General features: G+C 62.5%; 27 protein-coding genes and 1 tRNA gene. 12 read left to right on the top strand and 16 right to left on the bottom strand.

Going from position 1 to position 24,837, the window contains the following annotated elements:
• Positions 1-7: 7 nt before the first annotated feature.
• The 3 genes from CK219_RS01755 to CK219_RS01745 all read left to right on the top strand — a co-directional run bounded on the left by CK219_RS01755 (position 8) and on the right by CK219_RS01745 (position 1,749).
• Positions 8-727, top strand: a complete 720-nt coding sequence (locus tag CK219_RS01755; RefSeq protein WP_095765039.1) for a heme-copper oxidase subunit III family protein — start codon at positions 8-10, stop codon at positions 725-727.
• Positions 728-753: 26 nt separating this feature from the next.
• Positions 754-1,146 carry a cytochrome C oxidase subunit IV family protein gene (locus CK219_RS01750; protein WP_095765038.1) on the top strand — a complete coding sequence of 131 codons (393 nt, stop codon included), beginning with the start codon at positions 754-756 and terminating at the stop codon, positions 1,144-1,146.
• A 129-nt stretch (positions 1,147-1,275) separates the two neighbouring features.
• The gene (locus CK219_RS01745) at positions 1,276-1,749 is read left to right on the top strand and encodes an aminoacyl-tRNA deacylase (protein WP_095765573.1); all 474 of its coding nucleotides are present in this window, start codon (positions 1,276-1,278) and stop codon (positions 1,747-1,749) included.
• A 339-nt stretch (positions 1,750-2,088) separates the two neighbouring features.
• On the opposite strand, the gene CK219_RS01740 is transcribed toward CK219_RS01745, so the two are convergent.
• The 3 genes from CK219_RS01740 to tig form a co-directional block, all read right to left on the bottom strand.
• Entirely contained in the window at positions 2,089-2,469 is a 381-nt protein-coding gene (locus CK219_RS01740; protein ID WP_095765037.1) for a cytochrome c family protein, read from the bottom strand.
• A gap of 214 nt (positions 2,470-2,683) precedes the next feature.
• On the bottom strand, positions 2,684-3,211 hold the full coding sequence (locus tag CK219_RS01735; protein WP_348628325.1) for a hypothetical protein: 528 nt from the start codon (positions 3,209-3,211) through the stop codon (positions 2,684-2,686).
• Between the two features lie 177 nt (positions 3,212-3,388).
• Positions 3,389-4,903 (bottom strand): trigger factor, encoded by a 1,515-nt coding sequence (gene tig / locus CK219_RS01730; protein ID WP_095765035.1) that lies wholly within the window; start codon positions 4,901-4,903, stop codon positions 3,389-3,391.
• Between the two features lie 444 nt (positions 4,904-5,347).
• Here tig and CK219_RS01725 point away from each other — a divergent pair.
• Together CK219_RS01725 and CK219_RS01720 are read left to right on the top strand one after the other, a co-directional pair.
• A tRNA-Leu gene (locus CK219_RS01725) sits at positions 5,348-5,432 on the top strand.
• A 327-nt stretch (positions 5,433-5,759) separates the two neighbouring features.
• Positions 5,760-6,692: a hypothetical protein gene (locus tag CK219_RS01720; protein WP_095765034.1), complete on the top strand. Its 933-nt coding sequence runs from the start codon at positions 5,760-5,762 to the stop codon at positions 6,690-6,692.
• A 46-nt stretch (positions 6,693-6,738) separates the two neighbouring features.
• Here the strand turns inward: CK219_RS01720 and CK219_RS01715 are convergent, their stop codons facing one another.
• Both CK219_RS01715 and CK219_RS01710 read right to left on the bottom strand, forming a co-directional pair.
• Positions 6,739-7,320, bottom strand: a complete 582-nt coding sequence (locus tag CK219_RS01715) for a GDYXXLXY domain-containing protein (protein ID WP_095765033.1) — start codon at positions 7,318-7,320, stop codon at positions 6,739-6,741.
• Positions 7,317-8,435 (bottom strand): DUF2157 domain-containing protein, encoded by a 1,119-nt coding sequence (locus tag CK219_RS01710; protein WP_095765032.1) that lies wholly within the window; start codon positions 8,433-8,435, stop codon positions 7,317-7,319. Before CK219_RS01710 ends, CK219_RS01715 begins: the two co-directional genes overlap by 4 nt.
• Positions 8,436-8,669: 234 nt before the next feature.
• On the opposite strand from CK219_RS01710, the gene CK219_RS01705 reads away from it, so the two are divergent.
• The 5 genes from CK219_RS01705 (at position 8,670) to CK219_RS01685 (ending at position 11,498) form a co-directional block, all read left to right on the top strand.
• Positions 8,670-8,810, top strand: a complete 141-nt coding sequence (locus CK219_RS01705; protein WP_095765031.1) for a DUF1127 domain-containing protein — start codon at positions 8,670-8,672, stop codon at positions 8,808-8,810.
• Positions 8,811-8,861: 51 nt separating this feature from the next.
• The gene (locus CK219_RS01700; protein ID WP_071031998.1) at positions 8,862-9,002 is read left to right on the top strand and encodes a DUF1127 domain-containing protein; all 141 of its coding nucleotides are present in this window, start codon (positions 8,862-8,864) and stop codon (positions 9,000-9,002) included.
• A gap of 406 nt (positions 9,003-9,408) precedes the next feature.
• The gene (gene trmFO / locus CK219_RS01695; protein WP_095765030.1) at positions 9,409-10,818 is read left to right on the top strand and encodes a methylenetetrahydrofolate--tRNA-(uracil(54)-C(5))-methyltransferase (FADH(2)-oxidizing) TrmFO; all 1,410 of its coding nucleotides are present in this window, start codon (positions 9,409-9,411) and stop codon (positions 10,816-10,818) included.
• A 73-nt stretch (positions 10,819-10,891) separates the two neighbouring features.
• Complete coding sequence (locus tag CK219_RS01690) at positions 10,892-11,194, top strand: type II toxin-antitoxin system ParD family antitoxin (RefSeq protein ID WP_095765029.1); 303 nt, start codon at positions 10,892-10,894, stop codon at positions 11,192-11,194.
• Positions 11,166-11,498 carry a type II toxin-antitoxin system RelE/ParE family toxin gene (locus CK219_RS01685; protein ID WP_095765572.1) on the top strand — a complete coding sequence of 111 codons (333 nt, stop codon included), beginning with the start codon at positions 11,166-11,168 and terminating at the stop codon, positions 11,496-11,498. The genes CK219_RS01690 and CK219_RS01685 overlap by 29 nt, the downstream gene beginning before the upstream one ends.
• Positions 11,499-11,506: 8 nt before the next feature.
• Here CK219_RS01685 and CK219_RS01680 read toward each other — a convergent pair whose 3' ends face one another.
• From CK219_RS01680 to yajC, 6 genes are all read right to left on the bottom strand, one after another.
• Complete coding sequence (locus CK219_RS01680; RefSeq protein WP_176476903.1) at positions 11,507-12,457, bottom strand: sterol desaturase family protein; 951 nt, start codon at positions 12,455-12,457, stop codon at positions 11,507-11,509.
• Positions 12,457-12,882: a hypothetical protein gene (locus tag CK219_RS01675; RefSeq protein WP_095765027.1), complete on the bottom strand. Its 426-nt coding sequence runs from the start codon at positions 12,880-12,882 to the stop codon at positions 12,457-12,459. Before CK219_RS01675 ends, CK219_RS01680 begins: the two co-directional genes overlap by 1 nt.
• A 77-nt stretch (positions 12,883-12,959) precedes the next feature.
• Positions 12,960-13,790, bottom strand: coding sequence for a phytoene/squalene synthase family protein (locus tag CK219_RS01670; RefSeq protein WP_095765571.1), 831 nt, complete (start codon positions 13,788-13,790; stop codon positions 12,960-12,962).
• A gap of 45 nt (positions 13,791-13,835) precedes the next feature.
• Positions 13,836-14,225: an Mth938-like domain-containing protein gene (locus CK219_RS01665; RefSeq protein WP_095765026.1), complete on the bottom strand. Its 390-nt coding sequence runs from the start codon at positions 14,223-14,225 to the stop codon at positions 13,836-13,838.
• A gap of 28 nt (positions 14,226-14,253) precedes the next feature.
• Positions 14,254-16,794, bottom strand: a complete 2,541-nt coding sequence (secDF, locus tag CK219_RS01660; protein ID WP_095765025.1) for a protein translocase subunit SecDF — start codon at positions 16,792-16,794, stop codon at positions 14,254-14,256.
• 54 nt (positions 16,795-16,848) lie between these two features.
• Positions 16,849-17,187: a preprotein translocase subunit YajC gene (yajC, locus tag CK219_RS01655; RefSeq protein ID WP_095765024.1), complete on the bottom strand. Its 339-nt coding sequence runs from the start codon at positions 17,185-17,187 to the stop codon at positions 16,849-16,851.
• 266 nt (positions 17,188-17,453) lie between these two features.
• Between yajC and CK219_RS01650 the strand changes: the two genes are divergently transcribed.
• Positions 17,454-18,326: an ATP-binding protein gene (locus tag CK219_RS01650; RefSeq protein WP_095765023.1), complete on the top strand. Its 873-nt coding sequence runs from the start codon at positions 17,454-17,456 to the stop codon at positions 18,324-18,326.
• A 10-nt stretch (positions 18,327-18,336) separates the two neighbouring features.
• Here the strand turns inward: CK219_RS01650 and CK219_RS01645 are convergent, their stop codons facing one another.
• Positions 18,337-19,158, bottom strand: coding sequence for an AraC family transcriptional regulator (locus CK219_RS01645; RefSeq protein WP_095765570.1), 822 nt, complete (start codon positions 19,156-19,158; stop codon positions 18,337-18,339).
• A gap of 111 nt (positions 19,159-19,269) precedes the next feature.
• Here CK219_RS01645 and CK219_RS01640 point away from each other — a divergent pair, with 111 nt between their 5' ends.
• Positions 19,270-20,160 carry an NAD-dependent epimerase/dehydratase family protein gene (locus CK219_RS01640; protein ID WP_095765569.1) on the top strand — a complete coding sequence of 297 codons (891 nt, stop codon included), beginning with the start codon at positions 19,270-19,272 and terminating at the stop codon, positions 20,158-20,160.
• Between the two features lie 110 nt (positions 20,161-20,270).
• On the opposite strand, the gene CK219_RS01635 is transcribed toward CK219_RS01640, so the two are convergent.
• The 4 genes from CK219_RS01635 to serS all read right to left on the bottom strand — a co-directional run bounded on the left by CK219_RS01635 (position 20,271) and on the right by serS (position 24,687).
• Entirely contained in the window at positions 20,271-21,797 is a 1,527-nt protein-coding gene (locus CK219_RS01635; RefSeq protein WP_095765022.1) for a LysM peptidoglycan-binding domain-containing M23 family metallopeptidase, read from the bottom strand.
• Positions 21,798-21,934: 137 nt separating this feature from the next.
• Entirely contained in the window at positions 21,935-22,588 is a 654-nt protein-coding gene (locus CK219_RS01630) for a protein-L-isoaspartate(D-aspartate) O-methyltransferase (RefSeq protein ID WP_095765021.1), read from the bottom strand.
• A 31-nt stretch (positions 22,589-22,619) separates the two neighbouring features.
• Complete coding sequence (surE, locus tag CK219_RS01625; RefSeq protein ID WP_095765020.1) at positions 22,620-23,378, bottom strand: 5'/3'-nucleotidase SurE; 759 nt, start codon at positions 23,376-23,378, stop codon at positions 22,620-22,622.
• Positions 23,379-23,382: 4 nt separating this feature from the next.
• Positions 23,383-24,687, bottom strand: a complete 1,305-nt coding sequence (gene serS / locus CK219_RS01620) for a serine--tRNA ligase (protein ID WP_095765019.1) — start codon at positions 24,685-24,687, stop codon at positions 23,383-23,385.
• Between the last annotated feature and the right edge of the window lie 150 nt (positions 24,688-24,837).

Genomic DNA, 24,837 nt, shown 5'->3' with positions numbered 1-24,837 from the left:
ACTGGCGATGGCCGAGACCACACTGACGCATACCAGCCAGATGGATCGCCCCCAGGGCTTGCGCGGGATCGCCGCCGACTGGGCCTCGGATCAGCGCGCGTTCAAGAACGTGTCTTGGGGCAAGGCCATGATGTGGATCTTCCTGCTCAGCGACACCTTCATTTTCGGTTGCTTCCTGCTTTCCTATATGACGGCGCGGATCTCCACGCGCGTGCCGTGGCCGAATCCAAGCGAGGTCTTCGCCTTGCGCATCGGCGGCTCGGAGATCCCGCTGATCCTGATCGCCATCATGACATTCGTTCTCATCTCGAGCAGCGGAACCATGGCCATGGCGGTCAATTTCGGCTATCGCCGCGATCGGCGCAAAACCGCGATCCTGATGCTTTTGACCGCCGCGCTCGGCGCGACCTTCGTCGGCATGCAGGCCTTCGAATGGACCAAGCTGATCACCGAAGGGGTCCGGCCGTGGGGCAATCCCTGGGGAGCCGCGCAATTCGGCTCGTGCTTTTTCATGATCACCGGCTTCCACGGCACGCACGTCACGATCGGGGTGATCTTCCTGATCATCGTGGCGAGAAAAGTCTGGCGTGGTGACTTCGACACCGGCCGGCCCGGCTTTTTCACCAGCCGCAGGGGCCGCTACGAGAACGTCGAGATCATGGGGCTCTATTGGCACTTCGTCGACCTGGTCTGGGTGTTCATTTTCGCCTTCTTCTATCTGTGGTGAGAGGCAGGTTCTGTTGAGAGGAAGACATGGCTGAAGCAACCGCAAACGGTCTCGGACAACACGCACTGCATCCCGCCCATGATGCGGCGATCGTCGCCAAGGCGGAGACGCATCAGGAGCACCCGATCAAGCTCTATCTGGTCGTCTGGGCGTGGTTGTTCATTCTCAGCACCTGCTCCTATCTGGTCGACTATTTCGGCCTCCACGGCTATCTCAGGTGGTCGCTGATCCTGATCTTCATGATGCTCAAGGCAGGACTGATCGTCGCCGTCTTCATGCACATGGCCTGGGAGCGGCTGGCGATGATGTATGCAATCATCCTGCCCCCGATACTGGTGCTGGTTTTCGTGGCGATGATGGTCTTCGAGGCCGACTATACGCTGCTGACTCGTATCGCGTTTTTCGGGCCTGGCCCCTGACACCCGATGCGGGGTCCAGCCGCAGCATGACGGGCCGGGGACGGCCGGTTCCGATGCCTTGAAACAACAGGCCGCCGGCCCATTTTGGTTTGGCGTATGCGCCGTGAACTCAAGCAAAGGACGCGGACAATGACGATAGCGAACAGACTGAGAAACTTTATCGACCGCAAGGGCATCTCCTACGATACCGTGGGGCATCATCGAACTGCCACCAGCAGGCAGGCCGCCATTGCCGCGCACGTGCCCGGCAGCATCATGGCGAAGTCCGTGGTCGTTCACCACGAACTCGGTTATGCGCTAGCCGTGGTGCCAAGCACCCACAGAATCGAACTCGGCAAGCTGCAGGACGTCATGGACAAACGCCTCGGCCTCGCTTCCGAAGACGAAGTGGTATCGCTCTTTGACGATTGCGACGTCGGCGCCATACCGCCGATCGGTGCGGCTTATGATGTGCCGGTCATTCTGGACGAAAGCCTGCGTGATGCCGCCGATATCTATTTCGAGGGCGGCGACCACAAGACGCTTGTGCATGTCAGCGGCAAGGATTTCCGCAACCTGACGACGGACGCGCGCCAGGCGCGGTTCAGCTATCCGGCCTTCTGACGCACCGAGGCTCCCGCCGCTGCGTCACGGCAGGGCCTGATTGCTTCGACGGTCTGGGGCAGCCGGCGGCTCTACGACCTTGCGGCAAACATGCCAGGGTCGAGGAGCACGACCGCCAGTCGTCCAGGGCTGCTTTTTCGGGATTCTCAAGATGCGAAGGTGAACGTCATGGACACGCGGACGCTTCTCATACTCGGCCTTGGCATAGCTATTCTGCTGCTATTGGGTTTTTTTGCGCTCCCGGCGTGACGGTGCTGGGCGCGATATTCATCTGCGCAACTGCCGGCGTCTTCCTTCCGGATAAGCAGGCGACCATCAAAAGAGTCTGGACGGCGGTGTTTATTTGGAAAACTGCTTCAGGTAGGCGATGACGTTGGCTATGTCCTGATCGTTCTTGAGGCCGGGAAACGCCATCTTCGTCCCTTTGACCATCGCCTTGGGGTCGTGAAGATATTTTGTCAGCGTAGGCTCGTCCCATTTGATGCCGGATTTTCCGGCCTCGATCATGGCCGTGGAATAGGTGAAACCGGGATGCGTGCCCGCGGTGCGCCCGATGACGCCGTGCAGAGACGGGCCGACCTTATTCTGGTCCTGGTCGACAATGTGGCAGACCTTGCACTTGGTGAACACCTTCTCGCCTGCGGCGGCGTCTTGCGCCTGCGACGGACTTGCAAAGAAGGTCGTAGCTGACAAGACGATGAAAAGCGCGGTTACGCGCATGGCACTTCCTCCCTGATCGTCATTTACGTCGGACGGCCTGCGCCACGCTGGCGTATCCCGCATGGCGGGCGACCGCGTCTCTTCAGTGGAATTGCGGCACCTACATACCACAGAATCGAACCAATGGGCAAAAATTGCCGGCCTGCGAAGGCTTAGGCCATGCGCCGAGGACTAACTGCCCAAAAAGCGGTCCAAGCCTTCTGAACGGCGACGATCAGGGCGGGTCGGTCTTGCAGCTTGCCGCGATCTGCCCGATCACGTCCGAAAGGCCCGCAAGCTCGAAATCGGCCTCGCCGCGTCCCGACAAAAGGCCGAAGCGCCACGACAGCGTCAGCCGGTTCGCTGAAGCCAGACGCTTGATGCCGTCGTCTCCATCCCTGACCAGTGTTCTGCCGCGCGGGCCGACCGACCAGCTTTCATCGGTTTTGCCGCCGCCGTCGACCGCGACGGAGATGGTGATCTTGCGGCTGGCGGAGACAGCATCGTTGAGCTGGAGCCACTCGCTCCAGCGTGGTTCGCCGTCGCGCCGGCAAGCCAATATCAGCACAGGGCTGTAGCCCAACGCTCCGCCGCCGGTGATCAGCTTGTTGCTGGCGTGGAGCGACGCCGTGATCTGACCATCATTGCCGGCGCCAACGCTCCAGTTGCCGAGAGCCGGCTCGGCCCGGGCGACACCGGCGGCTGCAGCAAACATGAGCGCCGCGGCGACGACCACGTCTCTCATCGTGAATCCCAGCCTCACCAATGCCTCCAAACACCCGCGAATGCGATGAAGCGCAGATAATGTTCAACCGTTGGTATCGCCAGCGGCAGGCCTTCAAGACAAGTTGTCTGTGTTGCCGCGCCGCCACAATAAAGTAGCTCCTAATGAAAAAGGCCGCCCGGAGGCGGCCTTTCCAAATCGCGGTGTTGAAACCTATTACTCGGCTTCCTTGGCGGCTTTTTTCTTTGGCGCGGCCTTCTTCTTCGGCTCTTCCGCCTCGTCGGTGGCTTCGCCTGCCTTTGCTTCGCCAGCCTTTGCGTCGCTTGCCTTGGCTTCGGCCTTCTTCGAGGAAGCCTTCTTGGCCGGCTTCGCCTTAGTCGCGGTTTCGGCCTCTTCGTCGTCGGCCATCAGCTCGTCCTTGCCGACCTTGACGTCGTTGACCGAGATCTGGCCAAGCAGATAGTCGACCACCTTCTCCTCGAACATCGGCGCGCGCAGCGCGTTGATGGCTTCCGGGTTGCTGCGATAATACTCGAAGGCTTCCTGCTGCTGGTTGGCCGGGAAGCGGCGCACCTGCTCGAACAGGCCGCGCTGCAGTTCCTCGTCCGACACGGTGACGCCGGCCTTCTCGCCGATCTCGGCCAGGACCAGACCGAGGCGCACGCGGCGCTCGGCAAGGCGCATATATTCGGCACGCGCTTCTTCTTCCGTCGTCTCTTCGTCGGCGAAAGTGCGGCCGGCGGCTTCCAGGTCGCGGTTGACCTGGCCCCAGATGTTGTTGAACTCGGCCTCGACGAGCTTCGACGGCGCCTCGAAGGAGTAGGATGCGTCGAGCTGGTCGAGCAACTGGCGCTTCACCTTCTGGCGGGTCATGGAGCCGAACTGGTTCTCGATCTGGCCGCGCACGATCTCGCGCAGGCGCTCGAGCGACTCCAGGCCGAGATTCTTGGCCGTCTCGTCATTGATCTCGAGCGCGCCGGGCGCCGACACTTCCTTGACGGTGACGTCGAAGGTGGCTTCCTTGCCGGCCAGATGCGCCGCCTGGTAGTTTTCGGGGAAAGTGACGGTGACCTGCTTCTCGTCGCCGGCCTTCGTTCCGATCAGCTGCTCCTCGAAGCCCGGGATGAACTCTTTGGAGCCGAGCACCAGCGGCTGGTCGGTGCCGGCGCCGCCGGCGAAGGCCTCGCCGCCGATCTTGCCGACATAGTCGATGGTCACACGGTCGCCCTCGGCGGCCTCGCCGGTCTTCGGCTCGTAGCTGCGCGCCGATTCAGCGACGCGTTTGACCTGATCCTCGACTTCCGCGTCCGGCACGTCATAGACCTGGCGCGTCACCTTGATGTCGGAGAAATCCTTGATCTCGATCGGCGGGATGACTTCGTAATTGAGGCTGAATTCGAAATCGGCGCCGCCGGCCAGGATCTTCTCGGCCTCCTTCTCGTCCTCGGTCATGATCACTTCGGGCTGCATGGCGGCTTTTTCGCCGCGCCCCGAGATGATCGAACGGGTCGAGTCATTAAGGATCTCGTTGACGACCTCGGCCATGAACGACTTGCCGTACACCTTGCGCAGGTGCTGCACCGGCACTTTGCCCGGGCGGAAGCCGTTGATGCGCACCTTGCCGCGGGCATCGGTCAGCCGCGCCATCAGCTTGGCTTCCATGTCACCGGCCGGCACGGTGATCTTGATCTCGCGCTTGAGACCGGAGTTGAGCGTTTCGGTGACCTGCATCCTAGAACCTTTGTTTTCAACAATGAGACTGCCGAACGGTTTTAGCCGTTTACAGCCTGCCGGTATGATCTTGCCGGAAATGGCTTTTGGGACGGAACCTGGCGATTTGACCGCGAATGCGGCTCAAATTCTCCTGAACTGCGCCTTGCCGGATGCGAATAAGTCTTTGTTTTTCCTACGACTTTTGACATCTTGCAGAAGCGGAAACTCACTTTCCGTCACATTCGACACGCCTTTTGTCACAGGCTAGGCTAATTTTCAACTATCTTCGCTCCAATGCATGCCGCCCAAAAGTGCGCAGCGGTTTTGGGAGAACGGCATGCATCAAGACTAGGCCTGAAGCGCGTCACCCGAGCCGTTTCGACATGACGCGCTTTAGCCGGATAAGCATGACTTGAGCCTCGACATTGACAGAATGATGGCTACATGGGATTGCCGGGGAAAGCGGATGTGGCGGAATTGGTAGACGCCCTGGATTTAGGTTCCAGTGCCGAAAGGCGTGGGGGTTCGAGTCCCTTCATCCGCACCATCTTCGCTCTTTGAGCTTCGGACGGCAGGACCACCACCTGAGGCTCGAAGAGCCGAAGGTGTCTCCGAAGTCTTGGCGAAGGAGGACCGCAGCTATCTCCTGGCGGCGCAAGCAAGGCCCTCACGCTCTCGGAGACCATCCCGCTTTGCGCATCCGATGCACTTGAAATAGCCCTTTAACAGGTTCTTACTTGCAACAGGCGGGTCGGGGCTCTGTCAGATTGTGCGTGTAACTTCTCTAGTTCTGGGGCTTGGGTCAGCTCTCGCGGCGGCGTCTCAGGTTGAGGCTTTGGAGTACACTCCGGCTTCTCTTCCGGGTCAGCTGCCAATGCTCATTGTCTCCGGTGAGTTTAGCGCCAATGAGTCCTTGAACGGCTTCAGCCGCGCGGTTGCGAGCAGCGGGGCCAAGGTGATTGTATTCAACTCCCCTGGTGGCAATGTCGGCGGTGCTATTCGGTTGGGGCGTATGATCCGCGCAGCAGGGTTGGATACGCTTCAGGTTGGCCAATTGCAGTGCGCTTCAGCCTGCTCACTGGCCTTCCTGGGTGGCATCCACCGTGTTGCCGAACCAAGTTCCATCGGCATTCACCGGGCGTTTCTCAAACCGGCTGACGGGATGTCCACCGAAGAAGCGAAGGCCCGCGTCCAGCTCGGAACGGCTGCAATCACGTCTTATGTGGTCGAGATGGGAGTGGACCCCAAGCTGATAGAATTGGCTTCGAGCTATGGCAAGCATGACATAAGATATCTATCGGCCAGCGAAATGGCTGACTTGCATGTGACCAATGCCGCAGCGAACCAATCGCCGGCAGATATTTCACAGGTGTTAACGAGGCCAAATCCTGCGCCCGTGTCCGCTCCTGCACTCGACGCCAGGCAACTGCCGGAAAGCATTGCGGTCGCCTTCGTCAGGGATCTCATCGAGCATCATGGCGACAACGACGATTTCGCTCTTGCCCAAGTTCAGGCATCCTACGCTCCCAAGGTCGATTATTATGGCAAGCTGACGAAGTTGAGGTCGATCATTCAGGACAAGAGAAACTATTACCGGCGATGGCCTGAACGCGGATATAGCGTCCGCAATGACAGCATCGTGGTCAACTGCACCAACGATCGCTGCATGGTCTCGGGCGTCTACGACTGGGTTGTGCGCAGTCCCTCGATACACAAGCAGGAAAAAGGCGTGGCAAACTTTAGCTACACGATTTCGATCGGTCCCTATCCCAAAATTATCGCAGAGACAGGGAGTGTCCAGCGATAAGCGGGACCACCGTTAGCGCGGACACAGACGTCAAGCACCTATACGCTCAATAAAGCGGCTCCTCGAACAGCGTCTTGTCGCCGTCCATCAGCGCCTTGATCTGTGCCGTGCCGTCGGAGGCGAGCGCGAGCTTGATGCCGAACGGCCGCACGCGCATGTCGTCCTGGATCGCCATTCCTTCGCCTTCCGGCAGATAGAAGCGGTCGATCCCGTAGTCGGGCGCGATCGTCGCTTCCGGATCGCTGAGGCCCCAGCCTCCCCCGACATGGCCGGCAATGTCTGCTTCGTCCGCGCCGGCCGGGACCGGCGCTTTGCCGAACCACGCCGCGGTCGGCTGCCAATAGCCGTCGGAGCCCTTCTTCAGCCGCACCACGATCGCTGTGTCGTCGCTGGAGAACTTGCCTTGCGGAAGGTTGACGATCAGCTTCACCGGGATGCGCGAAATGTTGTTGTTGAGCGAGATATAGTCACCTCGCAGGAGGTCGCGCGGATCGACGGGTTGGACTTTCAAGAGGACTTCCTTGCCGTTGCGCAGGATCGCGGCCCGGCCGGCTATGATCCAGCTGAGAAAGCCGATCTGGACGAGCGCCAGCACCAACGCCGAGATGATGAGCTTCTTGCCGGTCATGCTGCTGCTCCTGTCTCGGCGGGCGCTCTCATGCGCTTCTCGATACGGATGATGATCAGCGCCAGTACGCCGAGCAGCACGGCAGCCGCCAGGAAGAAGCCGGCCGTATCCAGCATCGAAAGCAAGGTGACGCTATAGATAATTGCGAGTTCGAAGGCGAAGCCGGCATAGGCCAGCCAGCGCAGGCCCCTGCTCTCGCGGCCGGCCAACATGATCGCCACCACGATGCCGGCAAGCGCTATGATCGAGGCGAGGGCGAAACCGCTGTTATAGGTGCTTTCATCCGCCAGCTCGAACTGGATCATCGCCATGCCGGTCAGGAAGCCGAGCAAGGCGTGCAAGGACAGCCGGCCGCCCAGCTGCAGGATCCTGTCGATCGGATCGCCGGCAAAGACCGAGGCGGCAAAGAGCAGCACTGACGCGATGGCCAGCGACATCGCCACCGGCAGCGCGTCGTGATCCGTCGCCAGCAAGATCAGATACAGAATGACAGACAGGACGATGAGGTGGCGCGCTGCCCGGCTGCGCGTCCAGGACGAAATGGCGAACAGGACCATCGCCATGACGATGAAGAGATGAGGAATTTCCGCGCGCCAGTAGAAGCCGAACCCCTTGAGGACCAGCCAGGCATCGGCAATGCCGACTGCAGCCACCGTCAGCGGGTTCGAACGCAGCGCTACTGCCGCCAGCGCCGTGCCGGCACACCATGTCACCAGCGCCGAGGCCTCGTCGCCCGAAAGATGGTACATCTGGCCGATCAGCGCGATCGATCCGCCGAAGGCGGCGGCTGCAACGATCCACAGCGCCTCGCCGATCGCGGCATGGTCGCGCGTCTTCAGCACCGCGCCGCCGACATAGCCGGCCAGGATGACGGCGAAAAGCGCCGCCACACGAACGACACGCGGAATGGCCTCCCAGTTGGCGGCGACGAAAATCAGGATCGCTGCGCCGAGCAGAAGCGCCGCCATCATCGCCAGGATCGAGCCGAAACTCAGCGACGCGCGCTCGTTGGCAGCGACGTCGCGCGTCAATGCCTCCGCCGTGGCGGGATCGATCAGCCCTCTCTCCCGCCAGCGGGCGATATCCGCCCTTAGCCGTGTCGTATAGCTCGCCATGCTTTCCCCCAAAGCCTGGTCATTTCCTCAACCGGGGCAGCCAAACCGTTGACGCGGCGGCACTTTCCGATTCGGCCTTCTTTGCGACGCAGGCGTGAACGGCCGTTAATGTTGCATTGCACAATTTGCATTGCTGCCATGCGCCAACGGCACTTTTAAACCGATATGATCCCACCTACTTTCTGTTCGTACACAAACGGAATGATCCGAAGTAAAGACGAAACGAGAACTACCATGAACCTGATCCGCAACTACCGCAACTGGCGCCGCTACCGGGACACCGTCTCCGAGCTGAACCGCCTGTCGAACCGTGAACTGACCGACCTCGGCATCAGCCGCAGCGACATCCACTACGTCGCCCGCAAGGCGGTCTAATCCGCTTCGGACCGCAAATGGTCCGAACCAGTTTTGAAGAGAGTTAAGACAATGAACCTGATCCGCAGCTATCGTAACTGGCGCGTCTATCGCGACACCGTTGCTGAGCTGGGTCGGCTTTCGAACCGCCAGCTCCACGATCTCGGCATCGTTCGCGACGAGATCAAGATGGTCGCCCGCAAGGCGATCTAAGCAAGGCATTTCGCCAGGGTCGACCTCCTCCCCGACCCTGACGGATACGGCCAACCCTCACCTCCTCCCGAGGGTTGACCACCAAAACGGCGCCCGCCGGACCTCCTCCCCCGGCGGGCGTTGTTCCCGAAGCGAACGCAGTTCGTCTTCGAAGGCTTCGCCCCTTCTCAAAGGCGAAAAGAATTTTCGTCCTCAAGGGCGATAAGGAATTTCGTCAAAGCCGACCTCCTCCCCGGCAATGACGAATGAAGGTCGATCTTCACCTCCTCCCGAGGATCGACCCCAAAAACGACACCCGCCGGACCTCCTCCCCCGGCGGGTGTTGTTGTTTCTGGCGCAGGCACCGGCCTCGTGCGTTGTCAGCTGGCAATTGCAATCGCGTCCCCAAGCTATTATTCCGGCGCTCATGAGCAAAAATCCCGTACACGTCATCGGCGGCGGCCTCGCCGGCTCCGAAGCCGCATGGCAAATTGCGCAAGCCGGCGTTCCGGTCGTGCTGCATGAAATGCGCCCCGTACGCGGCACCGACGCGCACAAGACCGACGGCCTGGCCGAGTTGGTCTGCTCCAACTCCTTCCGCTCCGACGATGCCGAAAACAACGCCGTCGGGCTGCTGCACGCCGAAATGCGGCTTGCCGGCTCGCTGGTCATGAGTGCCGGCGATGCGAACCAGGTGCCGGCCGGCGGCGCGCTGGCCGTCGACCGCGACGGCTTTTCCCACGCGGTCACCGTGAAGATCGAGGCGCATCCGCTGATCACCATCCAGCGCGAGGAAGTGCCTGGGCTGCCGCCCGAGGATTGGGACCAGGCGATCATCGCCACCGGCCCGCTGACGGCGCCTTCGCTGGCGCAGTCGATCGCCGAAGCTACCGGCGCCGATGCGCTCGCCTTTTTCGACGCGATTGCGCCGATCGTGCATTTCGACACGATCGACATGAACACAGCCTGGTTCCAGTCGCGCTACGACAAGGTCGGTCCAGGCGGCACCGGCAAGGACTACATCAACTGCCCGATGGACAAGGAGCAGTATCTCGCCTTCGTCCAGGCGCTGCTCGATGGCCAAAAGACCGAGTTCAAGGAGTGGGAAGGCACGCCCTATTTCGACGGCTGCCTGCCGATCGAGGTGATGGCCGAGCGCGGTGTCGAGACCCTGCGCTACGGGCCGATGAAGCCGATGGGGCTGACCAACGTCCACAATCCGTCGGTCAAGGCCTATGCGGTGGTGCAGCTCCGGCAAGACAATGCGCTGGGCACGCTCTACAACATGGTCGGCTTCCAGACCAAGCTGAAGCATGCCGAGCAGGTGCGCATCTTCCGCACCATCCCCGGGCTTGAAAACGCGGACTTTGCGCGTCTCGGCGGCCTGCACCGCAACACCTACATCAACTCGCCGACGCTGCTCGATCCTTCGCTGCAGCTGAAATCGCGCCCCGGCCTGCGCTTTGCCGGCCAGATCACCGGCTGCGAAGGCTATGTCGAAAGCGCGGCGATCGGCCTGCTCGCCGGCCGCTTCGCCGCTGCTGAGCGCCTCGGCCAGGCGCTATCGCTGCCGCCTGCGACCACCGCATTCGGCGCGCTGCTCAACCACATCACCGGCGGCCACATCGTCTCCGACGACGAGCCCGGCAAGCGCTCCTTCCAGCCGATGAACGTCAATTTCGGCCTGTTCCCGCCGGTGGAAGCGCCGAAGGCCGAAGGCAAGCGCCTGCGCGGCAAGGACAAGACCGTAGCCAAGCGCCACGCCATCACCTCGCGCGCTTTGGTAGATTGCCGGCAATGGCTGGGGCTGCCGGCGCGGGCGGAAGCGGCGGAGTAGGGTTGGATATCGGCTTGGACGCTCCATATAAAGTAGGATATCATCCCACTCACAATCCTATGTGAGGTGAGCCATGGAATCCGCCGAGAAACTGTCCGTCACCGTTACGCCGGCCATGGCGCGCCTGATCCGCGAAAAGGTCGAGGACGGCTCCTACGGCTCGGCCAGCGAAGTTATCCGCGCCGCGCTCCGCGCCTTCCAGCGCGAGGAGCAAGAGCATGCCGAGCGCATGGCCTCGATCCGCGCGCGCGTGAAGGCCTCGATCGAGGACAAGAGACCCGCCGTCCCGCTCGATGAAGCAATCGACCGGGTGAAGAACCGAATTTCACAGCTGGCGCAAGGCCATGATGATCCAGCGCCTCGTCGTCGTTCTTAGCGAAAACGCGATCTCCGATCTCGAAGCGATTGGCAGCTACATCCTTGAGAAAGGCGGCAGCGAAAACGTCGCCAATGGCTTCATGGATCGGGTTAGAGAGCGCTGCCGAAGCATCGGCAACGCACCTCGCGGCGGCCGCTCGCGCGATGACATCGCGCCCGGACTGCGAACCGTCCCTTTCGAACATTCCGCGGTCATCACCTATGTTGTCGAAAGCGATGTCGTTCTCATACTCAACATCTTCTACGGCGGCCGCGACTACGAGACATTGATGCGCGACGGTGGTTCTGGCGATCCATCCTAAGGCGTTGATTACTCCGCCGCCTCCGCCCTTGCGCCCGGCAACCCCGGCTTGCCCGCTTCTCCCGGATTCCTCCGCACATAAGCCGCCTTTAGCGTCTCGGACGTATCGCGCGAGCCGTCATGGCTCCAGCCTGGCGGCTGGATGAGATAGTTGACGCGCTGACCGAGCGTCAGGCCCGGCGCCAGCGCATCCTTGAACATGCCGATCCATTCGTGGAAGGCCACCTTCAGCGGATTGAAGGTGCCGATGTTCTTGACGATGCCGTAGCGCGGCCGGTCCTCCTCCAATTCCTCGACGAAGGTGCCGAACATGCGATCCCAGACGATCAGCGTGCCGGCATAATTGGCGTCGAGATAGCGCGGATTGGTGGCGTGGTGGACGCGGTGGTGCGAAGGCGTGTTGAAGATGAATTCGAACCAGCCCCACATCTTGCCGATCGTCTCGGTGTGGATCCAGAACTGCCAGACCAGGTTGAAGCCGAAGACGAAGGCTATCACCGCAGGATGGAAGCCGAGCAGCACCAGAGGCGCCTGCAGGATGAAGGTGAAGGTGAACAGCCCTGTCCAGCTTTGTCTCAGCGCCGTCGAGAGATTGTAGTGCTGGCTGGAATGATGGTTAACGTGCTCGGCCCACACCCATCGCACCCGGTGCGCGATGCGGTGATAGATATAGTAGCGCAGGTCGTCGAGCAGGAAGGCGGCGACGAATACCCAGATCGACAGGCCGAGATTGAAGAAGCGGAATTGCCACAGCCACAGCAGCGCCCAGTAAGACACGACGCCGAGCAGCAAGCCTGCGACGACATTGCCGGTCCCCATCATCAGGCTGGTCAGCGTGTCGCGCGTTTCGAACGATCCCCTGGCGCGGCTGGTGCGCACCAGCCAGAGCTCGATCAGGATCGCCGCGACGAAGAACGGGATCGCAAGCTGGGTGACCTGCGGGAAATTATACTCGTCCATCACGCCGCCTCCCGGATCCGATCATGGCTTTGCAATGCCGCCGCCACGGCCAGCGCGCCGGCTTCGTCGGCAAAAGCAAACCGCCCACCTTTCCAGGTGAAATCATTGAGCCGCAGCGAGACCACATTGCCTTCCCTGGTCAGCGCCAGAATGTCGTGGGGCGTGACGATGCGCGTCAGAAAACAATCGCCTATGCTCCGGACGATGCCGCAGCGCTGCGGGCCAAGATCGAGAAACGCGGCATGGCTGTCGGCTGTCAGCCGTATTGAACCCGGTCTTTCGTCGGGAAAATCCTCGGCAAAGCGTGCGAGCGCATGATCGGCGCCGGCAAGCGTCGCGGTCGTCGTGCCACCGGTGAAATGCACGGCCGCGACCGACAGCGCGATGCCGAACACGACAAGGACGACCAGGACTGGCAGGCTCATGGAAAGACGGCTCCTCCGGCGGCCCGCATTTCTTCGACGCGAGTCCACATGGACGGAATCCCTAGCACGGTTGACGTTTACGTCAAAGGGGGCGTCCAGCCCCGCATCGCATGACGCAAGAGCAGCCAGTGCCGGCGCAAGGTTGAGAGCGTTGCCGTCGCACTGAGCGGCGACCTGCCCGTCTTCTCCATCCTGCCGAGATAGGCATCGGTCAGCGCTAGCGGCAGGAAGGCGGGCCGCAGCGCAACGGGAAGCGCTGGCGCACCTTTCTCGAAGGCGTTGAGATGCTCGCGCGCCAGCGCAATCATCGCCGCAACCGCGCGCTCGGCGGCTGCCCCGCCTTCGCCTTTGACGAACTCTTCCGGCGTCGTGCCGGCCGCCGAAAGGATGTCGGCGGGCACAAAACACTGTCCGCGCCGACGATGGAGCGGCAGAAGCAACAACAGGCCGGTGATCGCCTGCGCGCAGCCGGCCCTGCCCGCCAGTTCGGCAAAGCCGGGCGCCGCGGCGGGATCGAGCACCATGGCCGCAAGCTGGATCAGCGCCGCGGCCGTCTCGCCGCAATAGCCCTCGAGATCGGTCCGCGACGGCATCGGGTCGTCATAGAGATCGAAGATGCGCGTCTCGAGCATGTTGTCGAAAGCAGCCTTCGGCAACCGGCAGGCGGCGATCGTCGCGCGCAGCGCATCGGCGGTCGGGTGGCCTGTCTCGGCATCCCCTTCGGCCGAAATGACGTCTCGCCACCATTGCAGCCTGACCTCGCCCGGCAGCGGCTCATGGATGCGATCGCGCACGCCGGCGATCTCGGCATTGAAGGCGTAGAGCGCGAGCAGCGCGTCGCGCTTGTCGGCCGGCGCGTAAAGCGCCGACAGATACCGGTCATGGTCGACGGCGCGCACCGCACCCATGACGATGTCGCCATTCTTGATGATCTTGGACGTGCCGGCGGCCATTCAATCGACGGCGATCAGCGCCGCGGCCACGGCGCGGTCTTCGGCGAGCAGCACATTGTAGGTCCGCACCGCCGCTCCCGTCGACATCGGGTCCGCCGAGATCCCGGCCTCCTTTAGCGCGGCTCGCAGCGCCGCCGGCAGCGGCCGCAGTTCCTTGCCCATCCCGACCAGCAGGATCTCGACTTTGCCGGCCTCGGCGAACAGCTTGTCGAAATCCGTGGCCTTCAGCGCCAGCGGATCAGCGGGCTCCCAGCCATGGATGCCCGACGGCAGGACGAGCAGCGATCCGCGATGCGACATATCGGCAAAGCGAAAGCCGCCATTGCCATAGGCCTCGATCGACGCCTTGCCGGGGAAATGCGCCTCGCGGATGATGATGCCTTTGGCCATGGCTCTAGAACATGATGCCGAAACGGCGTCAGGTCGCCACCGCCTTGCCGTTCACCGGCTCCTCAGCCGAGGCCTGCGGCCTCAGCTTGAAGAGGATCAGCAGCGGCGCGGCGATGAAGATCGACGAATAGGTGCCGAACACCACGCCGAACAGCATCGCCAGCGTGAAGGAGCGGATCACCTCGCCGCCGAACAGCACCAGTGCCAACAGCGCCAGCGACGTGGTGACGGAGGTCAGCGTGGTTCTGGACAGCGTCTCGTTGATGGCATTGTTCAAGAGCTGCGGCAGCGGCATTTTCTTGTATTTTCGCAGATCCTCACGAACGCGGTCATAGACCACGATGGTGTCGTTCAGCGAATAGCCGATGATGGTCAGGATGGCCGCCAGCGACGACTGGTTGAACTCCAGCCCTGTCAAGACGAAGAAGCCGATCGTCATCACCACATCGTGCACCGTGGCCACGATGGCGCCGACGGCGAACTGCCATTCGAAGCGGAACCAGACATAGAGCAGGATGCCCGCCAGCGCGATCAGCATGGCGATCGTGCCCTGCTTGGCCAGCTCGCCTGAGACCGTCGGTCCCACCACTTCGACGCGGCGGAAATCATATTGGTCCTGCAACTCGCCCCGCACCTTGTCGATGACGGTCTGCTCGGCATTCTCGCCGGCGTCCTGCGTGCCGACACGGATCAGCACGTCGTTCGGCGCGCCGAACTGTTGCACCTGGATCTCGCCGATATTGAGCTCGGAGAGCCTGTTGCGGATGTCGCCGAGATCGGCATCGCCCTTCTTGGACTGCACCTCGATTATCGAGCCGCCTTTGAAGTCGATGCCGTAGTTGATGCCAAGTGTCAGGAACCCGACGACCGACAGGATCGACAACGTGCTGGAGAGAGCGAAGGTCCAGCGGCGGATGCCCATGAACGGGATCTTCGTGCCTGGCGGAATGAAGGTGACCGGCGCGCGCGGCAGTTCCTTCGGCCGGGCGCGGCGCAGCCAGATCGACACCAGCATGCGGGTGAAGGTGAAGGCCGTGAAGACCGTGGTCAGAATGCCGATCGCGTAGGTGATCGCAAAGCCCTTGACTGGCCCTGTGCCCAGCCAGAACAGCACCACGGTGGCGATCAGCGAGGTGACGTTGGAATCGATGATAGTCGCCAGCGCCTTGGAGAAGCCGGTGTCGATCGCCTGGATCACCGAACGGCCGTTGCGCCGCTCTTCGCGGATGCGCTCATAGATCAGGACGTTGGAGTCCACCGCCATGCCGATGGTGAGCACGATACCGGCGATGCCGGGCAAGGTCAGCGTGGCGCCGAGCAGCGACAGCGCGCCGACGATCATTGCCACGTGCACGGCCAGAGCGATGTTGGCCAGGAAACCGAGGAACCCATAGGCGACGAACATGAAGGCGACGACGAGGATTGAGCCGATCACGCCAGCCACCTTGCCGGCGTGGATGGAGTCCTGACCAAGGCCCGGGCCGACCGTACGCTCTTCGATGATCGTCAATTTGGCCGGCAGGGCGCCGGCGCGCAGCAAGACGGCGAGGTCGTTGGCGCTCTCGGTCGTGAAATTGCCGGAGATCTGGCCACTGCCGCCAAGGATCGGCTCGCGGATCACCGGTGCCGAAATCACCTGGTTGTCGAGCACGATGGCGAACGGCTTGCCGACATTCTGTTGGGTCGCCTGACCGAACCTGGTCGCCCCGCGGGAATTGAAGGTGAACGAAACCACCGGCTCATTGGTCTGTGAATTATACGTCGGCGTCGCATTCGACAGGTCTTCGCCCGAGACGATAACGCGGTTCTCGACGAGGTAAGGAACCGGAGGGTCGTCCTGCGAATAAAGGACCGAGTCGCCAGCCGGCGGGCGATTCTTCATCGCGTCCTGGACCGGCACCGATGTGTCAACCATCTGGAACGTCAGCTTGGCGGTCTGGCCGATAATGTCCTTGAGCCTTTGCGGGTTCTGGAGCCCGGGCACCTGGACAAGGATGCGATCGTCGCCCTGCCGTTGCACGATCGGCTCGGTCGTGCCAAGCGCGTTGACGCGTCGCTCCACCACCTCGATCGCCTGCGAGAGAGCGGTCGTGGTGCGGTATTTGATGCCCGCATCCGTGACGGTGAACTTCAACAGCCCAGGCTCGGAATCGTCCAGCGCCATCGACTGCACGGAACCGCCGGCAAACAGGCCGGCGGTCACCGGATTGGTTATCGGCTTCAGCGCTGTCTTGGCGGCTTCGACCTGGCTCGCATCGTTGATGCGCACCTGCACGGTTCGGCCTGTTCCGCCAAGGCCGGTATATTGGATCTTGGCGTCGCGCAGCAGCGTCCTGATCTCGTCACGCGTCGTCTGCAGCTGATCCTTGACCAGGTCATTCTGATCCATCTGCAGCAGGATGTGCGAGCCGCCCTGAAGATCGAGGCCCAGCGTCATCTGCCGCTTCGGCACCCAGCTCGGCAATTGCGCCAGCATGCTTGCCGGGAAAAGGTTGGGCGCGGCGAGGATCACTGTGACGGCCACCGCGAGCCAGATCAGGATCATCTTCAGGCGCGAGAAATAGAGCATTCGTTTTATCCGTTCAGGCGTACAAGCGGCAGCGTTCCGCCATCGAGGTTAGGATTACTTCTTGGCGTTCTGGTTCGCCACCGGCTCGCCCTTGACGCGCACGTCCGAAATCGTGGAGCGCAGCGCCGTCACCTTGGTTCCGCCGCCAAGGTCGATCTCCAGCTCGTTGTCGTCGATCACCTTGGTCACCTTGCCGACGAAGCCGCCGCCGGTCACCACCGTGTCGCCGCGGCGCACCGCCGACAGCATTTCCTGGCGCTTCTTCAACTGCGCGCGCTGCGGCCGGATGATCAGAAAATACATGATCACGAAAATCAGGACAAACGGCAAAATCGAGATCAACATGTCTGGCGAGGCGCCGACGCCCTGGGCGTATGCCGGTGTAACGAACATCAAGAAACTCCTGGATGGTGAAATACCGCTGCGGCGGCCCCGCGAAATTTGGCCGGAATATAGTCGGTAAACTTGCCAATGCAACTGCGCTGCGAAGCCGATCCGCTGCTTTTCCAGCCGTTTGCGGCGTGCTAGAGCGTCGCAGCGGAAGCGGCTTCGAGGCCACCGAAAAGATCATGCTCCAACAAAAGCTTGGAGCTGGTTCTTGCAGCGATGTCATGGAAGCTGCTCCCACACGCTGAAATACCTAAACAAAAAGACCTGATATGACCGACAGCCTGGACGCATTGAACAAGAAACTCGATCGCCTGATCGAGGCAGTCGCTCGCCTCGCTCCGCCGCCGGTTCCTCAGACCGATCTCGGTGTTGCCGACTGCTTCGTGTGGCAGGCAGACCCTGGCTTCCTGGAACCGGTGCGCAAGGTCAACCGCGTCGACATCGGCCTGATCCGCGGCGTCGACCGCGTGCGCGACATCCTGCTCGACAACACCGAGCGTTTCGCGTCCGGTTATGCGGCCAACAACGTGCTTTTGTGGGGCGCGCGCGGCATGGGGAAATCGTCCCTGGTCAAGGCCGTGCATGCCACGGTGAACGCATCCGACAAGCTCGAGCGGCCGCTGAGGCTGATTGAAATCCACCGCGAGGACATCGACACACTGCCCAAGCTGATGGGTCTCCTGAAGGCGGCCCCCTGGCGCTTCATCCTGTTTTGCGACGACCTTTCCTTCGATCACGACGACACGTCGTACAAGTCGCTGAAGGCGGCGCTCGAAGGAGGCGTCGAGGGCCGGCCCGGCAACGTCATCTTCTACGCCACGTCCAACCGGCGGCATCTGCTGCCGCGCGACATGATCGACAATGAGCGCTCCACCGCCATCAACCCTTCGGAAGCGGTCGAGGAAAAGGTCTCGCTTTCCGACCGTTTCGGCCTGTGGCTCGGTTTCCACAAATGCTCGCAGGACGAATATCTCGACATGATCGACGGCTATGTCCGCTACCACGATCTGGCGATCGACCCCGAGCAGCTGCGCGCCGAGGCGCTGGAATGGGCAACCACGCGCGGCAGCCGTTCCGGCCGCGTCGCCTGGCAATTCACGCAGGACCTCGCCGGCAGGCTCGGCAAGCCGCTCAAGGATTGAAACGTTAATGTCACTTGGGCGAGATCGTCCGTCGCAAGTCGCGCGGCGTCTGGCCGATTTCGCGGCGCATCCAATGCGCCAGATGTGACTGATGCGCGAAGCCCGTCAATGCTGCCACCTCGCTCGTGCTCAGATCGCCTTGCTTGAGCAGAACGCGCGCCCTTTCCACGCGGCGTCGCAGCACGTAGCGATGCAGGGTGACGCCCGTCGCCACCTTGAACCACGTCCGCAAGTGCGAGCTGCTCGCGCCGGCAACCCGGCTCAGCCGGTCAATCGAAAGCGGCTCGTGGAGAGCGGTCTCTATGTGTTCCAGAACCCGCTTGAGCTGCGCATCCGACAACCGGTTCACTCGAACCGTGTCCGGCCTATCGAGACCGAGCAGCCTCACCGCAAGGGCGGCGCCGATGCTGTCGGCAAACAAAGGGCCGCTCGGCGCGCCGGCATTGAGGTCGCTCTGCAGCGCTCGGGCAAGATGTTCGATGCGCTGGTCACGAAGCAAATGGCGCGTGTCGAGCCGCGACGCTCGCACCCTGCCGCCAAGTTCTGCGGCGACCCTTTCCATCAAAGCCGGCTGCAAGACGATCTCAATCGTCTCGAACGGGGTTTCGGCCTCGAAGCCGCCCTCCTCCCCAGCCGGCACCAGGTCGATATCGCCGGCGCGCCTGACGAAATATCGCCCAACCTGGTTGCAGTAGGAGCGCGTTGCCGCGCTTGCATGCACCATGATGCGATGGTGTGGCGCCCGGGACAGGCGATGGACGCCTGCTTCAACACGGCGGGAGACCATTGCTACGTCGGACGAGGATCGGGCCGGCTCGAATTGCGAAGGCATGCTCTCTCGATTCATGGCGGAACCTGTCCAAGATTTGGCAATTCCCGCGCGATTTTCAACGCCGTGAACTCGTACTCAGGCCTCTCCATCAAGCTTGGAAGAGAGGTTGCAATGAGTTTCTATGTTGTTGTCGGCGCGGGCCCCGTTGGGCGCGAGACGGCTCGTCGTCTTGGCGAAGAAGGACACGATGTCGTGCTCACAAGCCGAAGCGTCGGTTCGAACGCGTTGCCGAATGTGCGGACGATACGGGCTGACGCCACGGACGCCGCGGAGCTGTCACGCGTTTGCCGAGGCGCCGATGCCATTTTCATGTGCGCCATGGCCACATATCATCGGTGGCCCACCGACTTTTTCCCAATAATCGACGGCACCGTGCGCGCGGCGGAAGCCGTCGGCGCGAAGCTCGTCGTGCTTGGCAACCTCTATGGTTATGGGGGAAATGCCGACCGTCCGCTTCGCTCCGACATGTCTCTAGACCCGACTTCGAAGAAGGGAACCGCCAGGACCATCATGTGGCAGCGGGCGGTCCGCGCCAGTGTGCCGGCGATCGAAGTGCGGTCCAGCGACTATCTCGGACATGGCGCGATCAGCTACTTCTCGCTGGTCGCGCTGCCTTCCATTATCGAAGGCAAGCCCACCGCCTTCATTGGGGACCTCGACGCAACTCATGCCTGGGCCTTCACCAAGGACGTCGCGAGCACGCTTGTTGCGGCCTCCCGCTACACGGGTGAATGGGGACGGGCGTTTCATGTTCCTTCGCAATACGCCTCGCCCCGCGAGCTTATCCGGAAAACCGCGGCAATGCTCGGACACGAGATCCCAGAGACACGCTCCTATTCCGTCCCCGAGATGGAAGCCCTTGGCATGCATGAGCTCGTCGAGATGCGGTACCTCTTCGAGAGCCCCTTGCTGGTTGATAGCTCCGACGCGGAGACACTTCTTGGCGTGAAGGCCAGCAGCCTTGAAGAGATGATCGCCGATACGCTCCGTGATCATCTCTGAACCTTGCGGGCAGGCATGTTGCACGGATCTGAAAAAGCCCGCTCCTTGCGGAGCGGGCTGAAGACGGCGGGCCGGACTGGAGGTCAGGCGGCCCGCAAACGGTTCTTGTTCTATTCGAGGTAGCCGCTCGGATCGACCGGGGCCGAGTTCTTGCGCACTTCGAAGTGCAGCTTGGGCGAGTCGGTGGTGCCGCTCATGCCGGAGAGCGCGATTTCCTGGCCGCGCTTGACCTTCTGGCCGCGCTGCACCTCGATCGAGCTTGCATGGCCATAGACGGTGACCAGGCCGTTCTCGTGCCGCACCAGCACGGTGTTGCCGAATTCCTTGAGGCCGTCGCCGGCATAGATGACGACGCCGTTCTCGGCCGCCTTGATCGGCGTTCCTTCGGGCACCGCGATGTCGACGCCGTCCTTGCCGGAACCGAAGCCGGAGATCACGCGGCCGCGCACCGGCCAGCGCATCTTGCCGATCCCGGTCGCGTCGGGCGCCACCGCATCGTCGTCCTCGGCCTGCTGGATGACCTTGGCGTCCTTCTTCGGCGGCGTATAGGAGGCGAGCGTCTCGGTGGTCTTGGCCGCCGGCGGCGTCGTTGCCGTCGTCACCGGATCGACCGCCGGCTTGGTGGCCGCGGGCTTTGCCGCGGCAACGGCGACCGTGCCGCTGGCCGGAACCTTGAGCGTCTGGCCGATCTTGAGCAGGCCGTCCTGCATGCCGTTGGCCTTCTTCAGCGCCACGACGCCGACGCCGGTCTTCCTGGCGATCGACGACAGCGAGTCGCCCTGCTGTACCGTGTAGGAGCCGCCGGCGCCGGCCGGCTTGGCCTCAGCCATCTGCGCCGCTGGCTTGGGGTCCTTCGAGCCGCTGGCCGCGGCCGACGTATCGACCTGAGCGGCCGACTTGCCGTCTTTGATTTTCGGCTGCTGCGGCAGCACCGCGACCTTCTCCGGCGCGCCGGCAGGCTGCTTCGGCGTATTCACCGGCTTGCCATCGGCGACTTTCGGCTCCTTGCTGGAATAGGCATAGGCGGGAATGACGATCTTCTGGCCGCTGCGGATGCCCTTCTTCGGATCGATCCCGTTGACCTTGGCGATGGCATCGGCAGGCACGTGATAGTGCTGCGCCAGGCCCGAAAGCGTCTCGCCGTCCCTGACCACGATTTCGGTCGCATGCGGGGCAGCACTGGCGTTGCGCACGGCGTCGGGCTCGGCCGTCTTGAACGGCTTGGCCGGCGCGACGGTGTTGGTGGTCGTCCTGTCGACATGCGGTGCGGGGGCAAGCGCGGGAGCTGGAGCAAGGGCGGGGGCTGACGCTGTGCGCATCGGCCTGGCCGGCGCGGCAGGCTGCGAGGGCGGCGGCAGCTGCTGCGCCGTGACCGGATCGAGGCTCGAGCGGCTCACCGACTGGGTGTGGGTGCCGTCGACCGGCGCCGGCGCGACCGCGTCGCCCGGATAGGGCTGGTCGACATTCTGCTTGTTTATGATGGCGCGCTGATTGTTGGTGGACGACGTGAACACGTCGTCGACACCGTTGAAGCGCATCGACTGGGAACTGCACCCGGCCGCCGCGCCGGCAATCATCAGGACAGCGCAACCGCGCGCCAGATTACGTCTGTTTGCCTTCAAGTGATTGAATTGCATCGCACTAACCCGCACAGACCCGGTACAAACTGGTCACGATTAAAGCGCGTTAATGTTACTGGGCGGTTAACCCATTAGAATCCGACAAAAATTTTCTTAAAACATTGGCGGAAATTTTGGCGAGGGCTGTGAGGCCCTTAAATCACCATCGCGACGCTACGCAGGATCGGCTGCAGCCTGACCATGCCGATGTCCTCGCGCTCGAAGCGGCTGCCGACCTTGGTGAGCTTGGCCAGCACCTGCTCGCCCTCTTCCGGACCGATCGGCGCGATGACGATGCCGCCGCTCGACAGCTGGTCGAGCAGGAAGCGCGGCAGGCTGTCGAAGGCGGCCCAGGCGACGATACGGTCGAACGGTCCTTCATTGGGCAGGCCGTTGGAACCGTCGGCCTGGCGGACGATGACATTGCTGATGGCCAGCGCCTCGAAGCGCTGCTTTGCCTGCTCGGCCAGCGTCTTGTAGCGGTCGACGGTGATGACGCGCGCCGCAAGCCTCGACATGACGGCGGCCGTGTAGCCCGAACCGGTGCCGATCTCGAGCACGCGGTTGCCCGGCTCGATATGGAGCGCGGCGATCACCGCCGCCTGCAGATCGGCGCCCTCGATCGCCTCGCCGCATTCGATCGGCAGCATGCCGTCCGTCCAGGCGACCGCATGGAACTGCGCCGGCAGGAAACCACGCCGCGGCGTCGCCTCGAAGGCGGCGACCAGCGCCTTGGGCGCCGCGCCCCTGCCCCGCAGCCTGAGCAGGAAAGCGGCAAAACCTTCGCGGTCGTCGATGCCCGTATTCATGCCAAAACCGTGTTCATGCCAAAACCCTATTTTATGACAGCGCCTTGGTCAGTTGGTCGCGGAGCTCATGCGCGGTGAGGTCGAGCTGCAGCGGCGTCACCGACACCAGCCGGTTGCGCAGCGCATGGAGATCCGTGCCCTTTTTGCCTTCGACCGGCTCGCGGCCGAAGCGCAGCCAGTAGTAAGGCAGGCCGCGCCCGTCGCGCCGCTCGTCGACCCAAAGGCTGTGCACCAGCTTGCCCTGCGCGGTGACGACGGTCCCCTCCACTTCGTCGGGCGCGCAGTTCGGGAAATTGACGTTGAGCAGCACACCGTCCGGCAACGGCGTTTCCACCAGCCGCTTGAGCAGCGCCGGCGCCAACGCCTCGGTCGTCTCGTAAGGCACGACGCGGTCCTCGCCGACATAGGAATAGGCCTGGCTGACCGCGATCGAACGCACGCCGAGCAGCGCGCCTTCCATGGCACCCGCCACGGTGCCCGAATAGGTGACGTCGTCGGCGATGTTGGCGCCGGAATTGACGCCGGACAGGATCAGGTCCGGCGGTCCGGGCAGGATTTTTTTCGTGCCCATGATGACGCAGTCGGTCGGCGTGCCGCGCACGGCATAATGCTTCTCGCCGATCTTGCGCAGCCTGAGCGGCTCCGAGATCGACAGCGAATGCGCGTAGCCGGACTGGTCCTGCTCGGGCGCGACCACCCAGACATCGTCCGACAGCGTGCGGGCGATGCGTTCGAGCGACGCCAGCCCCTCGGCGTGGATGCCGTCGTCATTGGTCAGGAGAATGCGCATCAAATCACTTCGCTTCGATCTTCGCGAGACCACCCATGTAAGGCCGCAGCACTTCAGGAATGGTTACGCTGCCATCCTCATTCTGGTAGTTTTCGATGACGGCTATAAGAGCGCGGCCGACCGCGGTGCCCGAGCCGTTCAACGTATGGACGAAGCGATTGCCCTTGCCGTCCTTGTCCTTGTAGCGGGCATCCATGCGCCTGGCCTGGAAATCGCCGCAGACCGAGCAGGACGAGATTTCGCGATAGGCGTTCTGCCCCGGCAGCCAGACCTCGATGTCGTAGGTCTTGCGCGCGCCGAAACCCATGTCGCCGGTGCAAAGCGTGACGGTGCGGAACGGCAGGCCGAGCCGCTTCAGCACTTCCTCGGCGCATTCAGTCATTCGCTCATGCTCGGCGAGCGAGCTTTCCTGGTCGGTGATCGAGACCAGCTCTACCTTGTAGAACTGGTGCTGGCGCAGCATGCCGCGCGTATCGCGGCCGGCCGAGCCGGCTTCCGAGCGGAAGCATGGCGTCAGCGCGGTGTAGCGCAGCGGCAGCTTTTCATGCGCGGTGATCTCTTCTCGCACGAGATTGGTGAGCGGCACTTCGGCCGTCGGAATGAGCCCAAGCCGACTGTCGCCATGCGGCGTGAAGAACAGGTCGAGTTCGAATTTCGGCAGCTGATTGGTACCGAACAATACCTCGTCGCGCACCATCAGCGGCGGGATGATCTCTTCATAACCGTGCTCTGTCGTGTGCAGGTCGATCATGAACTGGCCTAGCGCCCGCTCCATGCGCGCCAGCTGGCTCTTCAGCACCGTGAACCGCGAGCCGGACAATTTCGCCGCCCGCTCGAAATCCATCATGCCGAGCGCTTCGCCTATCTCGAAATGCTCCTTCACCCAATTCGGACGCGTCGGCACCTCGCCGACGATGCGCTTGACGACATTATCGTGCTCGTCCTTGCCGACCGGCACATCGTCATGCGGCACGTTGGGCAGAACCGCCAGCGCGTCGTCCAGCGCCTTGTCGAGTTCGCGCTCGCGCGCCTCGCCATTCTGGATGAACGCCTTAATCTCGCTGACCTCGCCCTTGAGCTTCTCGGCGAGCGCCGAATCGCCTGAACGCATGGCGTTGCCGATCTCCTTCGAGGCGGCATTGCGGCGTTCCTGCTTGACCTGCAATTCGCTGAGATGCGAACGCCGCGCTTCGTCCTTGGCGACCAGGTCGTCGACCGTGGACTGCGCTTCATCCGCCGGCCACGAGCGCTTCACCAGCGCTTCGACAAGGGCCTTGGGGTTGTCGCGAATCCATTTGATGTCAAGCATGGTCGATCCTCAAAGCAATGCATGTCGCCCACAAGTGTGTCGCGGTTTTGGGATAACGACATGCATCAAAACCAAGACTTAAAGCGCGCCGCTTGAATCCGTTTCAGCGCGACGCGCCTTAAGGATCGAGGGGGTAAACCGCATCCGCCA

Origin of the sequence: Mesorhizobium sp. WSM4313 (assembly GCF_002294725.1) — a bacterium.
Classification (GTDB): domain Bacteria; phylum Pseudomonadota; class Alphaproteobacteria; order Rhizobiales; family Rhizobiaceae; genus Mesorhizobium.
Note: the sequence above shows the minus strand (reverse complement) of the source record. Positions and strands in the feature narration are given on the sequence as shown.